We start from the raw sequence: 14,774 nt of genomic DNA on the forward strand, positions 1-14,774 counted from the left end.
CTTTTAGAAATGAAGAGATGTATATGGTAAACCATAGTCTGTGTATGGTAGTCATTATGGATGAAAGTATGGCTTGATACCATAGTTATCATACCATATGTATAGAGACAAACCAATAGACGCTATACTAGTACGATGGATAGGAATTTAGGTATAAGGTATAGATGCTGAGATATAGAGATACTAGGGTCTGTGAAAAATAGTAGAATATAGTTTACAACTTCGGTTATAATAGAGAATAATAGGAGACTAAGTGGGAGAGAACATCTAATTAGTACACTATGATACGTTGTACAGTGTGGTATACACTGGTACGTACTGCTAAGAATAGGAGATATTCATGATTACACAGGCTTTATTAACAGATATGTATCAATTAACCATGATGCAAGGCTTATTTACGCAAAATAAACATCGTACGCGTTGCGTGTTTGATCGTTTTTATCGCATCAATCCATTCCAAGGGGCTTATACGGTGGTCGCTGGATTAGAACAAGTTATCGAGTATGTGAAAGGCTTGCGTTTCTCAGAGGAAGATATTACCTATTTACGACAAACAGGTGTGTTCACAGAAGCGTTTTTGGATTATTTAAAAACATTCCGCTTCACAGGTACGATCTATGCAGCACCGGAAGGATCTGTCGTATTCCCAGGAGAAGTATTACTTCGAGTAGAGACGGCTAAAGATGAGGCTATTTTAATGGAAACAGCGCTTTCCATGTTTTTAAATCATGAGTCCTTAATTGCTACGAAAGCCCGTCGTATCCGATCTGTCATTGGCAAGGATGGAGTAGCAGAATTTGGCATGCGAAGAGCCCAAGGGGTGAGCGCAGCAGTGCAAGGTGCTAGAGCGGCTTTCATTGGCGGATTTGATAGCACTAGCGATGTGTACAGTGCAGCATTGTATGGCATGCGACCTGTAGGGACTATGGCACATAGTTGGGTCATGAGTTTTCCTACTGAAATTGATGCGTTCCGTGCCTATGCAGACCAATACGAAGATAATTTAGTATTCTTGGTGGATACGTATAATACATTGCATAAAGGGGTACCTGCGGCCATCCAAGTGTTCCAAGAAATTCGTGAACGCCGAGGTGGCACGATGCCATCCATCTATGGCATTCGTTTGGATAGTGGCGATTTAGCGTACTTATCCATCGAGGCACGCAAGATGCTAGATGAATCAGGATTCCCAGAGGCATTAATTTTTGCCACCAATGATTTAGATGAATATAAAATTGCAGACTTGAAACAGCAAGGAGCGGCGATTACTGCTTGGGGTGTAGGCACTAAATTGATTACTGCCGATGAAACACCAGCTTTAGGTGGTGTATACAAATTAGCAGGTCAATGGGAAGGTGACACCTTTATGCCAGCCATGAAATTTTCTGACAACATTGAAAAAGTAACAAACCCTGGTAAGAAAAAGGTGTTGCGGTTCATCAATACACGGAACAATAAACTGATTGGGGATTTAATCTGTTTGGATCATGAAAGGGTGGACACCACACAGGACTATGTGTTTAAAAATCCATTGCATCCGTGGAAACAAATGGTGCTGAAAGCAAATACGTTCAGAGTACAAGAACTATTGGTACCTATCTTTGTAGATGGAGAATTAGTGTATGATGTACCAACATTGGCACAAGTGAAAGCCTATGGAGAAGAGCAAATTCAATTGCTGTGGCCAGAATTTTTGCGACTTCGCCGAGCACCAGAGGTGAAAGTTAATATTAGCGAAGAATTGCATCAATTGAAATCTAAATTATTGTTGGAAAAAGTGGGGAACCTAAACTAGAAAGGAGTTATTATGAATTGGAAATGTATGATGACAGGCGTAGCATTGGTGGGGACAATCCTGTCTGCACAGGCTGCAACCATTACGCTAGATGGACAAAGTAGCGTAGAGTTACCTAGCTATGTTTCGGTAGTTAACCATGATGATCTAATGGAAGGTTTTATAAAAAAAGAAGATACAGTTCGTATAGTACCTTCTAATGATTGGCATATAGATGAAACAGAGGCTGAGGCACTGGATAAAATTGTCAAAGGCGTAGTGCAACGGGGGCAACGGTATCAGTTGCAAGGGCGTGATGAACGAGGCTTACATACGGCAGAGTTGGTACACCTTCACATGACAGGTGCAGAAGCGGCCGAAGCATGGAAGATAAAATATAAAGGAACGACGATGGCCCCACAATCTGTAGGAGAAATGTTATATAAGAAAACGGTGCAAGAGCTACGAAATATAGACCTCTATAATGTTAGTCTTAGGGGACGAAAACGTATAGAAAAGAATGGGGCAGCATTAGTTCCTTTCGTTACAAGTACTAATCCAGAGTTCAGTAGTACCGAGATTATGAAAGCCGTACTACCTCTTGTGAACGTACGATTTCTTGATGGAGAGATGATGAAACCTGTACGTCTACAAGGTGATACAGGGTTGTATACCCATGGTAGAGTGCAATTGGATGTGGATGGATTCGTGTTACCTGCCTATATCAGTTTTTTAGGACGCTATGGTCAAGATGGGATATCTATCACTCTGATAACGACGGCTGATACATCAAAAGCTTATTGGGACCCTGTTATCATGAGTCTATTAGGTATGAAGGGAGAATAAAACGATGAAATATTGGATGCGAATGGGACTGGCTGTCTTAGTGGCCAGCCTTATGATGGGCTATGGACAAGTGTCTGCACAGGTACAGGATACTACCTATGAGAGGGTAGGTAGTATTAGACCAATGCAAGAGGGGGAAGTAGTAGTTCCTTTGAGTGAGTACTTAGCTATGGAGAAAAAGAAAAAACAAGAAAAGAAAAAAACAGGCGAAGAAAAAGCGGCCGAGTTCGATGCGATGCTAGATCAGAATCCATTGGTGGATTTGCGTCAAACCGTAGGACCAGAGATTACCGTTAAACAATTGTCTTCTTCAAAGTTAGCAGAGGTAGGAAAAGGGTATATGTATGCCAATTTAGGCACAGTAGGCACTAGGACTACTAGAGTAAAGGACTATGCAAGCATGTCGAATATGAAGGACGGACTTAAATTGGGGCATTATATGGATCTCTATGAATTGCAAGGTACAGATCAGTATGGTTTAAATACAGCTTGGGTTCTTGTATTTCCACTACCTAAAGAGTTGTTAATGAATGCGCAATCATCTCTATCATACGGAAAAGAGGGACTTTCATCAGCAGAAATGGATAGAATTACTCGTGATGCAAACGACTTATTAAACCATTTTAATATTCGTATGGCAGAAGACAGAGATATTGATTATTCTCAGAATAAACTTCCAGCAAAGATACGATTACGCAATGTAGAACCATTACATACCTTAACAGATACTAAATATGGTACGATGACAACAGCGGGAAATATGACGTATGATATAAAAGGAGTTCAATATCCAACCTATCTACGAATAGCTATAGTGGGAACGCCACAGTATTTGACAACGATTGTAATGGGAACTAGTGAAGTGGAAGGTACATTCTTTAAGCCATACTTCCTACAAATGTTACAATATATCAAGTAAGCCTACTTGTCCACAAAATCGATATGCTCGATCGTCAATAAGGCTCGCTTAATGGACAGCCCTCCGGTATATCCCGTGAGGGCTTTTCCTTTGCCTAGGACACGATGGCAAGGGATGATGAGGGAGATCGGGTTTGCCCCGACGGCTGAGCCGATGGCTTGGGCTCCTTTTGGTGCGGGAGAGTTGAATACACGTTGGCTTAACTCGCCATAGGTAAGGGATGTACCGTAGGGGATATGCTCTAATTGCGACCACACACGTTGTTGGAACTGTGTCCCTTGTGGAGCTAAGGGGATGGTCATGCTTGGGATGTGTCCACTGAAGTATTGATCTAGCCACTGGATAGTTTGTGTGAGTATAGGAGAGGTTGTACTGTTCACCCGCGAGATAGGAGCTGAGAAGGTGATGGATTGTGTAGGAAAGGTGAGCCCTACTAAGGCCGAAGCGGTGGCATATAGCGTGAGAGTGCCCAAGGGACTTTCATAAGTAGTATAAATAATAGACATATAGACGCTCCTTATAGAGATATGCAAATAAAGTACAATAGAAGTATGAAAAATAGCTACACTTCGATACCATTACATGCTATACTAATGGTATATTATAAATGTCTTATGGTAATGAAAGGGGACAACTATGAAACAAGTGTATACAGAGCAAGCACCAGCAGCATTAGGACCATACTCTCAAGCTTACAAAGCAAATGGTTTTGTGTTTATCTCTGGTCAAGGTGGTATTGATCCAGCACAAGGCGCTTTAGTAGAAGGTGGCGTAGAAGCGCAAACATTGCAAGCGATGAAAAACATCGAAGCTATCTTACAAGAAGCTGGCACTGATTTTTCTAAAGTTGTAAAAACAACATGCTTTTTAGCAGATATGGGTGACTTTGCTAAATTTAATGCCATCTACGCTGAATATTTTACATCTAAACCAGCTCGTAGTTGTGTGGCAGTCAAAACATTACCAGCTAACTTCTTGGTAGAAGTAGAAGTGATTGCCTTAGCAGAATAATATATCGTATTATACCATAAGCGGTATAGGGAGTGCTTGAAGCTGTTACATTATGATGATTCTTAATGTGGCAGCTTTTTGCTTATGGTGTTGTATCTATATAGGGGTGTAAGGATTTAAGTAGTATTAGGATAGGTGAGACTATGAGTAACAAACCCAAATATTTAAGTACGGTGAAAGCTATTTTACACATTCTGGTAGGGGCTCTCGTGTTTGCCGTAGGCGTGCAAGCATTCATAGTACCCCATAAATTATTAAGTGGTGGTATTAGCGGGCTGACTCTGATCATTTATTATGTAACCCAAGGAGCATTGAGCCTTGGTATGATTAACTTTCTGCTGAACCTACCTGTTTTATATGCAGCATGGCGGTGGCTAGGGGGCTGGCATCTAGGTATTACTATCTTTGGTACAGTGTTGATGTCAATTCTAATTAATGTGGTATCCCCATTGGCGGAATTAGGTTTAACACAAAATCCGATTATTGGTGGTATTTTGGGTGGTTTATTTTCTGGGCTAGGACTTGGCATTGTCTATCGTGGGGGAGGTAATACTGGTGGTATTGATCCCATTGCTTTAATCATTCGAAATCGCTTTGGTCTACAAATCGGTAGCATTCTATTTGGCATCAATATGATGATTTTAATCATTGGGGCTATTGTGATTAATATTGAAGCTGCAGCTACTACATTGATTAGCACCTATTTATCTGCGATGGTGACGAATAAGGTGATTACTGGATTTAGTCAACGGAAAGCGATGTTTATCATCTCCTATAAACCAGTGACGATTTGTAATTTAATCATTGATAAAATTGGTCGTGGTGCTACGATTTTGAATGGAGAAGGAGCCTATACACATCAGCCTAAACAGGTTATTATGGTAGTAGTAAGTTTGTTGCAAGTGGCTCGACTGAAAGCAGCCGTAGAAGCAGAAGATCCAACAGCATTTATGGTCATTACCGATGCGGCAGAGGTTATCGGCACAGGTTTTTCCGCACGATCTACGAATGGTGCTGTAGAACGGGTATTGCAAACCTGTGACCCTGTAAAAGCTGCAGAAGCAGAACAAATGATTCATGATGTGCAAATGGCTAGAAATGAAATTCCTTTAGAAGAACATAAGGAGGAACGATAATATGGTACATCCATTAGCAGGACAACCTGTAAAAAAAGAAGATTTGATTCATATAGATACTGTGGTGAAAGACTTTTTTCGAATAACTCCGAGGTATGATGAACCAGAAGAACGAGTAAGCTTTGGTACTTCTGGACATCGAGGGATTGCCTCGAAAGGAACTTTCAACGAATTACATGTGGCGGCTATCGTCCAAGCGATTTGTGATGTACGCCAAGAATTTGGTGCCACAGGACCTTGCTATATTGGACAAGACACGCATGCCTTATCGCAACCAGCCTTGCAAGTAGCTATTGAAGTCTTGTTGGGAAATCGCGTGAAAACACGTGTGGATGCACATCGTGAATTTGTGCCGACTCCAAGTGTATCACGTGCTATTTTGCGACACAATGCAAATACAACAGCAGAGAATGTAGCAGATGGTATTATTATTACACCATCCCATAATCCACCAGAACATGGAGGGATTAAATATAACCCACCTCATGGGGGCCCAGCAGATACAGCCGTAACCAAACGAATTGAAGCATTAGCTAACGAATATTTGCAAAAAGGATTAGATAGTATTCAACGATTCTCCTTTCATCATCTAGTGGATGCTCATGAAAGTGCTCATTGTGGCTGCTGTCATCATGAAGAAGAAAAACCAGTAGCACCAGTTGCAATTTCTGTAGAGGAAGCAGGCCAATACTTAGAGCCTTATGATTTTAAAATGGCTTATATAAAAGAATTGCCTCAAATTATCAATATGAAGGCGATTCAACAAGCTAATCCGAAAGTATTAATTAATGCGCTAGGTGGCAGTGGAGGATCCTATTGGCATGCCATTGCTGAGGAGTATAATCTAAACTTTACCATTATTAATAGCGACTATGATCCAACATTTAGTTTCATGTCCTATGACCATGATGGAGCGATTCGCATGGACTGTTCTTCTCCATATGCTATGGCAGAAGTGGCTAAGAATCTGGGTGATCACGTACTAGCCATCGGTAATGATCCGGACTATGATCGCCATGGTATCGTCACAGAAGAAGGTTTGTTAGCGCCAAATCAATATTTAGTAGTAGCTGCTAAGTATTTGAATGAAACTCGTCCTTGGGAAGGGAAAGGGGTAGGTAAAACAGCGGTTGTGACAGGCTTGATGGATGCCTATTGTAAAGATTCCAATCATCCCGTCTATGAAGTGCCAGTAGGTTTTAAATATTTTGCCCCATTATTATTTGATGGACGGATTGGTCTAGGGGTAGAGGAGAGTGCAGGGGCCTCCTTCTTGCAACAAGATGGGACTGTATGGACTACTGATAAAGATGGCATCATTTTAGGACTTTTAGCGGTAGAAATGGTAGCCACTACAGGGAAAACTCCAGCACAGCACTATGCAGATATGACGGCACAATGGGGAACACCAGTGTTCCAACGTGTGGATATGCCTTGCACAGCGGACATTAAACATGCTTTAAAAGGGATGAAGCCTAGTGATGTGACTGTGACAGAATTAGGGGGAAGTCCCATCTTAGACGTTCGTACCACCTCATTGTTTGAAAATCAACCCATTGATGGGGTAAAAATTGTGACGAATACAGGTTGGTTTGTGGCGCGACCATCAGGAACGGAAAACTTATATAAAATGTATGCAGAGTCCTATGCAGGTGAGGAAGGATTAGCTCGTCTCATGGACGATGGTAAACGCATCATTGAAGGTTTAGTCATAACATCTGTATGATGTATAATTGCTTACCAAGTGGATGAAGAACAAGGGATTCCATGAGTTTACTGTGTCTATTCTTGTATGTGCTGTGTTTAACTGATATAATTAATAAATATGGTCTATACAAAGAACTTCGTATTGTAATGATGGACTAGTAGACAATCACTTGTAATAATCATGAAATACCACGTATGGAGGTGGTGAAATGACAGTATATTTATGGGCCTTTGTCATTGCTCTTGTAGTAACGTATATTTGCACGCCTTTGGTGAAACAATTTGCTGTTAAGGTAGGTGCTATTGATAAACCAGATGCACGGAAGGTGCATCAAGTATCAATTCCACGATTAGGTGGATTGGCCATCTATATTGGCTATATGGTATCTTTGCTATATAGTGTGAAAGATGTATCTTCGGTGAAAGGATTGATTGTAGGTTCTATCATCCTAGTAGCAGTAGGTATTTGGGACGATATTAAGCAAATTGGTCCGAAAACGAAATTGATGGGACAAATTTTGGCGGCTCTTATGTTGCCACTCTTTGGGAACGCCGTGCATTTCATTAGCATTGGTGACCATCTATTGTATTTAGAATATTTTGCTATACCGTTGACGGTATTTTGGATTGTAGGGTTTACGAATATTGTGAATCTCATTGATGGATTAGATGGATTGGCAGCAGGGATTTCCCTCATTGCGTGTATTACGATTTGTATCGTGACATTGCAAATGGGTCAAATCGAATTGGCATGCATTACCTTGGCATTAGCTGGGGCGGCTTGCGGGTTCTTGCGCTACAACTTTAATCCTGCCAAAATATTCATGGGTGACACAGGTAGTATGCTATTGGGCTATACCATGGCGGCTATTTCTGTTATGGGCAGTGTGAAAACGGCAGCGACTGTGGCATTGGTGGTACCTGTGATTGTGCTAGGATTACCAATTTTAGATACTTTATTTGCCATTGTACGGCGACGTATTAATGGACGCCCTGTGTTCCAACCAGATAAAGGGCATTTGCATCATCGTCTATTGGCGATGGGGCTTACACAAAAACAAGCTGTGCTGTTGATGTATGTTATTACGGCACTCTTAGGTTGTGTGTCTATCGTGGCCGCAAAAGCAAACTTTGTTATCGGAGTATTGCTAGTGCTTGTGATACTTTGTGCATGTGTGTGGACAGCAACAAAAATTGGGATTATATCCAAAGACAACGACGTTCGTAAATAGCTAGGCAAAACGCCAGGAGCTCATGCTTCATGGCGTTTTTTATTTTTAGGCAAAGGGAAAGCGTGGCACATTCCTTCACAAACGGTATTTCATAATGTTTGTTCAGGAACATGCCACGCTTTCTGGCGTTTGCAGAATTGGGCATAGGATGCCATGTCGCTTACGCTTATGGCGTTTTGCCTAGTATTTGCTCACTCTGTGAGGGGGGAGGGAACATACCGCGGTCTTTTTGCGTTTTCTTAATGTTAGTAATGAAATGCTATATGCCTTAGATAATCTACTTCGCGGCTGAAGGCGTTTTGCTTAGTACTTACTCACTCTGTAGGGGAGAGGGGTGCCACGCTTTCTGGCGTTTGCAGAATTGGGCATAGGACGCCATGTCGCTTACGCTTATGGCATTTTGCCTCGTACTTGCTCACTCTGTGAGGGAGAGGGGCATGGTATTTTGTTTGGACATACTTCTTTGTAGTTTCTACTAGTATGGAAGGCTTGTACATGATACAATAGAGATAATTGAAAAAGCTTAATAAAGTGATTTAGGAAAGTTTGTGTATGACAGCTTTCATGGTAAAGGAAGTAAACGAAATATGTGGGAGGTACTATGTTAAAAGTCATGACCATATTTGGGACACGTCCTGAGGCAATTAAGATGGCACCAGTTGTTAAGGCTTTGGAAGCAGCGCCTGATATGGAGTCTATTGTAACGGTAACGGCGCAGCATAGAGAGATGTTAGATCAGGTGTTGCATTTATTTTCCATCACCCCAGATTATGATTTAAATATTATGAGCCAAGGGCAAACGTTGTACGATGTTACCTGTCGTGCTTTGATGGGTTTACAAGAGGTATTGAAAGAAGCGAAGCCCGATGTGGTGCTTGTTCATGGCGATACGACAACAACATTTGTGGGGGCTCTGGCGGCGTTCTATGAAGGCATTCCTGTAGGACATGTGGAGGCAGGTCTTCGGACGGGTAATATTTACTCTCCATTCCCTGAGGAGATGAATCGCAAGTTGACGGGGGCTATTGGGACCTACCATTTTGCACCGACTACTACATCGGAAGCGAACTTATTGAAAGAAAATATACATCCAGATCACTTGTATGTAACGGGGAATACGGTGATCGATGCGTTGCAGACAACGGTGAAAGAAGACTATACGTTCAAGGAAGAGTTGTTGAACAACATCGACTACGAACATCAAAAGGTCATTTTGGTCACTACGCATCGCCGTGAAAATTTGGGAGACCCAATGCGCAATGTGTATGAGGCTATTCGTGATCTTATTGGAGAGCATGAAGACGTAGAAGTTATCTTCCCTATGCATCGGAATCCAAAGGTGCGCAGTATTGTGCAAGACGTACTAGGCCACATGAATCGAGTGCATTTGATTGAGCCATTGGAATATGAACCATTTGCCAACTTAATGGCTCGTACTTACCTCATTATGACCGACTCTGGTGGCATTCAAGAGGAAGCTCCATCATTGGGTAAACCAGTATTAGTACTTCGTGATACCACAGAACGGCCAGAAGCGGTACATGCAGGAACGGTGAAATTGGTGGGTACAGATAAAGGGTCCGTATACAAAGCAGCCAAAGAGTTGATTACGAATGAAAACATCTATAAAGAGATGTCCAATGCAGTGAATCCATATGGAGATGGATTGGCATCGAATCGGATTGTGCAAGCATTGCGCTATGAGTTTGATAAAACGCAAGAAAAACCATTTTCTTTTTGTATAAAGTAATAGATGCATGAGTAAAAGTCATACATCGTTGATATCTACTTTCAATAGCCTTGAAATGGATAGAATCATATCATTTTTCGCTTCACGAGGGGATTAGTTTTGATACGTATAAAATATATATATTATTAAAACTATCTTTGTAGATGGTATAATTTGTAATGTTAGAGGTATGGGAGGTATGTCTATGGGGAAAGAAAAATCAGATCTATGGATGGCTATCTCCAAAGCATCTACTACGGGATTTACCATACTTTGTTCTATCGGTATCTGTATGGGGCTTGGTTATGCCATTGATCATTATGTGGGCACGCACCCTTGGGGCGTACTTCTCGGTGGATTAATCGGTGGATTTCTAGGTCTATATGGTGTCATACGTCAGTGCATGTAAGGAGACTGTATGAAAGAATATATAACCTATATCAAAAGTCATTGCCGATGGATACTGTCAGTGGCTATACTAGGTGTAGTCGTGTTATGGATACTGGACTGGTCTAGTCATATTACTGGTTGGCTATGGGGAATTATGACCTATGTTGTATATTTCTTGTATTTAGCCTTTCAAACCTATAAGATGAAAGACGCCACCTTAGACGATGTGAAACGACGAGTTTGGATTGGTGTTATGAGTCGGTTTAGCTTAATCGTATTGTTAGTAGGCATAAGCACGCAGATTCCTTCTATTTCCATGAAAGGTGTACTAGGCGGAATCTGTGTATTTGTTCCTATGCAATATGTTGAGTATAGTATGTATGTACGTCAACGTAATAGGGAATCATCTATGTGAAAGGGGGTGGGAATATGGAGTTACATGCAGGGCATCATCATGTTGTTCAATGGATGGGTATCTCTTTTAATATGGATACGCTATACATGACGTGGCTAGTGATGGCAATCATTATTGTGGTCACACTATTAGCTACACGGTCACGGGCCATGGTACCACAGGGGATTCAAAATGTGATGGAAAGCGTGTTAGAAGGATTGACAGGACAGTTTAAAACGAACCTAGGCAATCAGTGGAAGTTTTTAAGCTCCATCCTATTTACGTATTTTCTATTTATTTTGGTGAGTAATGAATTGGGCTTGATTCCAAGTCCGCATATCTTGGCATCGCCAACAAATGACATTAACACCACCTTGGGATTGGCCATTTCCAGCTCGATTCTTGTATGGATTGTAGGTCTGAAAGTGAAAGGTATAGGCTATTTCAAACACTTTGTGCAACCATTTAAGTTATTTATCATTATTAATTTGATGGAAGAGATAGCGAAGCCAGTCACATTAGCCTTCCGTTTGTTTGGTAACATACTAGCGGGGGAAATTCTACTAGAATTATTATATGCATTGGTACCCTATGTACTTCCTATCGTGTGGTTAGCCTTTAGTCTAGCAATCGGTATTATTCAAGCGTTTATTTTTGCCATGCTCGTTACCTCATATTTGGGGATGACAATCGGAGATGGACATTAATGTATTAGGAGGAAATTATAATGGAATTATTATTAGCGAAAGCGTATGTATTAGTTGGTTCTGCCATTGGCGCTGGTTTAGCAATTGGTTTGGCTGCGATTGGTGCAGGTATTGGTGACGGTCTTGTATCTGGTAAAGCATTAGAAGGTATGACTCGTCAACCAGAACAATCTGGTAAATTATTTACAAATATGTTAATTTCTGTAGGCTTGATCGAAGCGGTGCCTATTATCGCAGCAGTTATTGCGATTGTATTAGTGTTCGCAAATCCATTGGTAGACTTACTTAAATAATAGACATTAGCTAAGAGGAGGTATGACCGTTGGTAGATTTAAACGGCACACTCGTACTTCAGATTTTAAACTTTATCGTGCTAGTGTTGATTTTAGCAAAGTATGCGTATAAACCGTTGTTGCAAACCATGGAAGAACGGAAACGTCGCATTGAGAATGATCTTACCAGTGCAGAACATGCTAGAGAAGAAGCGGCTGCGTTGAAAGCTGAATATACAGCGCAATTGCAAGAGGCTCGTAAAGAAGCACAAGGGATTATCGAGACCGCAAAACAACAAGCAGAAGCAGAATCACAAGCACAAATCAAAGAGTTACGAGCTCAACTAGTGAAAGAAAAAGAAATAGCCCGCCAAGAAATTGAACGGGAACGGGAAAAAGCAATGCAACAAATTCGTGCAGAAGTTGTGAATTTGTCTGTACAGGTAGCTGGCAAGCTAATTGGAAAAGACTTTTCCAGTGCTGATAATGTAGCTCTTGTAGAGGATACCATTGCAAAACTTGATAGTACAACTATAAGGTCGTGATACGATGAGTGTAGAAAGAATTGCAGAAACATATAGCTCCGCTATATTTGAATTAGGACAGGAATCAGGTTTGTTACCGCAATTTGATACAGATCTTTCCTATGTGCAAGATTTATTTTCCACCCATGAGGAATTACGCCAAATTTTAATCAATCCTATGTTAGAAGTGGCAGGGAAAAAGAAGATTCTAGAACAGATCTTTGGAAGTGAAGTGCATCCATTGATTATGAATTTTCTCTATGTTATGGTGGACCGCCGTCGCAGTCCCTACATCATGGAAACAGCCCGTGCTTACGTGAAACGATCCCGTGAAAGCCGTGGCATCTTGGAAGCGAAAGTGACGGTTATTGAGCCACTCTCAGAAGTAATACGTGAAAAAGTATTGAAAAAACTGCAAGACATCACTGGCAAAGAATGTGTCATGGAAGAGCAGGTGGATCCATCCATCTTAGGTGGTATGGTCATTCAAGTGGGAGACACTCGGATTGATGGAAGTATGGCTAGACGATTGGAAGAATTGAAAAAATCATTGCTTAATGCAAGTACCAATAAGATTGGGGTGAATGGTTAATTATGAAAATGACGCCTGAAGAAATTACTGCCATTATTAAACAGCAGATTCAGGACTATAATGTTGAATTAAACGTAGATGACGTAGGAACTGTTCTGGAAGTAGGGGACGGTATTGCGCATATCTACGGTCTTGAAAAGGCCATGGCTGGCGAATTGTTAGAGTTACCTCATGGTGTATATGGCATGGTACTCAATTTAGAACAAGATAATGTAGGCGCCGTTCTCCTAGGTAATGACTTCTTGATTAAAGAAGGCGATGAAGTGCGCCGTACAGGCCGCATCATGCAGGTTCCTGTAGGAGATGGCTTAATTGGTCGTGTTGTGAATGCCCTTGGTCAACCTATCGATGGTAAAGGAGAGATTGTGGCAGAAACATATCGTCCTGTAGAATACCCAGCACCTGGTATTGCAGATCGTAAATCTGTATTTGAGCCAATGCAAACTGGTTTGAAAGCCATTGATGCGATGGTGCCAATCGGTCGTGGTCAACGGGAGTTGATCATTGGTGACCGTGGTACTGGTAAAACAGCGATTGCTATTGATACGATCTTGAACCAAAAAGGACAAGATGTGATTTGTATCTATGTAGCAATTGGTCAAAAAGAATCTACTGTAGCTCGTGTAGTACAAAAATTAGAAGAAGCAGGAGCTATGGAATATACTATCGTCGTATCTGCAGGGGCGTCTGAAGGAGCTCCTATGCAGTACTTAGCACCATATTCTGGGGTAGCTATGGGCGAACATTTCATGTACCAAGGTAAACATGTACTTTGTGTATATGATGATTTAACGAAACAAGCGGCTGCATACCGTGCGATGAGTTTGTTATTACGTCGTCCTCCAGGACGTGAAGCGTACCCTGGTGACGTGTTCTACTTACATTCTCGTTTATTGGAACGTTCTGCGAAAGTATCTGATGAATTAGGTGGCGGTTCCATTACAGCCTTACCAATTATCGAAACACAAGCAGGTGACGTATCTGCCTATATCCCAACAAACGTAATCTCCATCACTGATGGACAAATTTTCTTGGGTACAGATATGTTCTACTCTGGTGTTCGTCCAGCAGTTGACGTAGGCTTATCCGTATCTCGTGTAGGTGGTAGTGCACAAATTAAAGCGATGAAACAAGTAGCTGGTAAATTGCGCTTGGAATTGGCACAATATCGTGAATTAGCGGCTTTCGCGCAGTTCGGTTCCGATTTGGATGCCTCCACAAAAGCACAATTAGATCGTGGTGAACGTTTAACTGAAATGTTGAAACAACCACAATATTCTCCATTAAAAGTAGAAGAACAAGTAGTATGCTTATATGCAGGTATCAATGGCTACTTTAAACGATTAGCTGTTCATGATGTACCAGCATTCCAAGATGCCTTATTACACTATGTACATGGTAATTATGCCAATGTATTAGCATCAATTAAAGATACTAAGAAATTAGAAGAAGATACAGAAAAAACATTGCAACAAGCGATTTTAGAATGTATTGATATCTTTGGTGCTACTCACGAATTATTACCAGAGGAGGCGTAA

16 protein-coding genes are annotated in these 14,774 nt (G+C 41.3%); 15 read left to right on the forward strand and 1 reads right to left on the reverse strand.

The window, feature by feature from the left end; translation table 11 throughout:
- Positions 1-340: 340 nt before the first annotated feature.
- Genes EO125_RS02235 through EO125_RS02245 form a run of 3 tightly spaced genes read left to right on the forward strand, consistent with a single transcriptional unit; the run spans position 341 to position 3,542 of the window.
- Positions 341-1,798: a nicotinate phosphoribosyltransferase gene (locus EO125_RS02235; RefSeq protein WP_127147466.1), complete on the forward strand. Its 1,458-nt coding sequence runs from the start codon at positions 341-343 to the stop codon at positions 1,796-1,798.
- 12 nt (positions 1,799-1,810) lie between these two features.
- The gene (locus EO125_RS02240) at positions 1,811-2,623 is read left to right on the forward strand and encodes a hypothetical protein (RefSeq protein ID WP_127147467.1); all 813 of its coding nucleotides are present in this window, start codon (positions 1,811-1,813) and stop codon (positions 2,621-2,623) included.
- A 4-nt stretch (positions 2,624-2,627) separates the two neighbouring features.
- Positions 2,628-3,542, forward strand: coding sequence for a hypothetical protein (locus tag EO125_RS02245; protein ID WP_127147468.1), 915 nt, complete (start codon positions 2,628-2,630; stop codon positions 3,540-3,542).
- Positions 3,543-3,544: 2 nt separating this feature from the next.
- Here the strand turns inward: EO125_RS02245 and EO125_RS02250 are convergent, their stop codons facing one another.
- Positions 3,545-3,922: a methylated-DNA--[protein]-cysteine S-methyltransferase gene (locus EO125_RS02250; protein ID WP_206168344.1), complete on the reverse strand. Its 378-nt coding sequence runs from the start codon at positions 3,920-3,922 to the stop codon at positions 3,545-3,547.
- A 256-nt stretch (positions 3,923-4,178) separates the two neighbouring features.
- On the opposite strand from EO125_RS02250, the gene EO125_RS02255 reads away from it, so the two are divergent.
- The 12 genes from EO125_RS02255 to atpA all read left to right on the forward strand — a co-directional run bounded on the left by EO125_RS02255 (position 4,179) and on the right by atpA (position 14,774).
- Entirely contained in the window at positions 4,179-4,553 is a 375-nt protein-coding gene (locus tag EO125_RS02255) for a RidA family protein (protein ID WP_127147470.1), read from the forward strand.
- Between the two features lie 143 nt (positions 4,554-4,696).
- A complete protein-coding gene (locus tag EO125_RS02260) occupies positions 4,697-5,689 on the forward strand; it encodes a YitT family protein (RefSeq protein WP_127147471.1) in 993 nt (330 codons plus the stop codon).
- Position 5,690: 1 nt separating this feature from the next.
- Positions 5,691-7,415 carry a phosphoglucomutase gene (locus EO125_RS02265; RefSeq protein WP_164726412.1) on the forward strand — a complete coding sequence of 575 codons (1,725 nt, stop codon included), beginning with the start codon at positions 5,691-5,693 and terminating at the stop codon, positions 7,413-7,415.
- Positions 7,416-7,605: 190 nt separating this feature from the next.
- Positions 7,606-8,628, forward strand: a complete 1,023-nt coding sequence (locus EO125_RS02270) for a glycosyltransferase family 4 protein (protein WP_127147472.1) — start codon at positions 7,606-7,608, stop codon at positions 8,626-8,628.
- A 601-nt stretch (positions 8,629-9,229) separates the two neighbouring features.
- The gene (gene wecB / locus EO125_RS02275) at positions 9,230-10,378 is read left to right on the forward strand and encodes a non-hydrolyzing UDP-N-acetylglucosamine 2-epimerase (RefSeq protein ID WP_127147473.1); all 1,149 of its coding nucleotides are present in this window, start codon (positions 9,230-9,232) and stop codon (positions 10,376-10,378) included.
- Between the two features lie 184 nt (positions 10,379-10,562).
- Complete coding sequence (locus EO125_RS02280; RefSeq protein ID WP_164723754.1) at positions 10,563-10,766, forward strand: AtpZ/AtpI family protein; 204 nt, start codon at positions 10,563-10,565, stop codon at positions 10,764-10,766.
- A gap of 9 nt (positions 10,767-10,775) precedes the next feature.
- A complete protein-coding gene (locus EO125_RS02285) occupies positions 10,776-11,162 on the forward strand; it encodes an ATP synthase subunit I (protein WP_127147475.1) in 387 nt (128 codons plus the stop codon).
- 14 nt (positions 11,163-11,176) lie between these two features.
- On the forward strand, positions 11,177-11,848 hold the full coding sequence (gene atpB, locus EO125_RS02290) for a F0F1 ATP synthase subunit A (protein ID WP_127068361.1): 672 nt from the start codon (positions 11,177-11,179) through the stop codon (positions 11,846-11,848).
- 20 nt (positions 11,849-11,868) lie between these two features.
- Positions 11,869-12,141, forward strand: a complete 273-nt coding sequence (atpE, locus tag EO125_RS02295) for a F0F1 ATP synthase subunit C (protein WP_009353316.1) — start codon at positions 11,869-11,871, stop codon at positions 12,139-12,141.
- Positions 12,142-12,170: 29 nt separating this feature from the next.
- A complete protein-coding gene (gene atpF / locus EO125_RS02300) occupies positions 12,171-12,665 on the forward strand; it encodes a F0F1 ATP synthase subunit B (RefSeq protein WP_127147476.1) in 495 nt (164 codons plus the stop codon).
- A 4-nt stretch (positions 12,666-12,669) separates the two neighbouring features.
- Complete coding sequence (gene atpH, locus EO125_RS02305) at positions 12,670-13,236, forward strand: ATP synthase F1 subunit delta (protein WP_127147477.1); 567 nt, start codon at positions 12,670-12,672, stop codon at positions 13,234-13,236.
- Between the two features lie 2 nt (positions 13,237-13,238).
- Positions 13,239-14,774, forward strand: a complete 1,536-nt coding sequence (gene atpA, locus EO125_RS02310) for a F0F1 ATP synthase subunit alpha (protein WP_127147478.1) — start codon at positions 13,239-13,241, stop codon at positions 14,772-14,774.

It is taken from the genome of Veillonella sp. VA139, assembly GCF_003992005.1.
In the GTDB taxonomy this organism is placed as follows: Bacteria; Bacillota; Negativicutes; order Veillonellales; family Veillonellaceae; genus F0422.

Excerpts from the sequence above, each read along its gene's own strand:
- EO125_RS02235 (WP_127147466.1), top strand. The coding sequence starts at position 341 with ATGATTACACAGGCTTTATTAACAGATATGTATCAATTAACCATGATG.
- EO125_RS02240 (WP_127147467.1), top strand. The coding sequence starts at position 1,811 with ATGAATTGGAAATGTATGATGACAGGCGTAGCATTGGTGGGGACAATC.
- EO125_RS02245 (WP_127147468.1), top strand. The coding sequence starts at position 2,628 with ATGAAATATTGGATGCGAATGGGACTGGCTGTCTTAGTGGCCAGCCTT.
- EO125_RS02255 (WP_127147470.1), top strand. The coding sequence starts at position 4,179 with ATGAAACAAGTGTATACAGAGCAAGCACCAGCAGCATTAGGACCATAC.
- EO125_RS02260 (WP_127147471.1), top strand. The coding sequence starts at position 4,697 with ATGAGTAACAAACCCAAATATTTAAGTACGGTGAAAGCTATTTTACAC.
- EO125_RS02265 (WP_164726412.1), top strand. The coding sequence starts at position 5,691 with ATGGTACATCCATTAGCAGGACAACCTGTAAAAAAAGAAGATTTGATT.
- EO125_RS02270 (WP_127147472.1), top strand. The coding sequence starts at position 7,606 with ATGACAGTATATTTATGGGCCTTTGTCATTGCTCTTGTAGTAACGTAT.
- wecB (WP_127147473.1), top strand. The coding sequence starts at position 9,230 with ATGTTAAAAGTCATGACCATATTTGGGACACGTCCTGAGGCAATTAAG.
- EO125_RS02280 (WP_164723754.1), top strand. The coding sequence starts at position 10,563 with ATGGGGAAAGAAAAATCAGATCTATGGATGGCTATCTCCAAAGCATCT.
- EO125_RS02285 (WP_127147475.1), top strand. The coding sequence starts at position 10,776 with ATGAAAGAATATATAACCTATATCAAAAGTCATTGCCGATGGATACTG.
- atpB (WP_127068361.1), top strand. The coding sequence starts at position 11,177 with ATGGAGTTACATGCAGGGCATCATCATGTTGTTCAATGGATGGGTATC.
- atpE (WP_009353316.1), top strand. The coding sequence starts at position 11,869 with ATGGAATTATTATTAGCGAAAGCGTATGTATTAGTTGGTTCTGCCATT.
- atpH (WP_127147477.1), top strand. The coding sequence starts at position 12,670 with ATGAGTGTAGAAAGAATTGCAGAAACATATAGCTCCGCTATATTTGAA.
- atpA (WP_127147478.1), top strand. The coding sequence starts at position 13,239 with ATGAAAATGACGCCTGAAGAAATTACTGCCATTATTAAACAGCAGATT.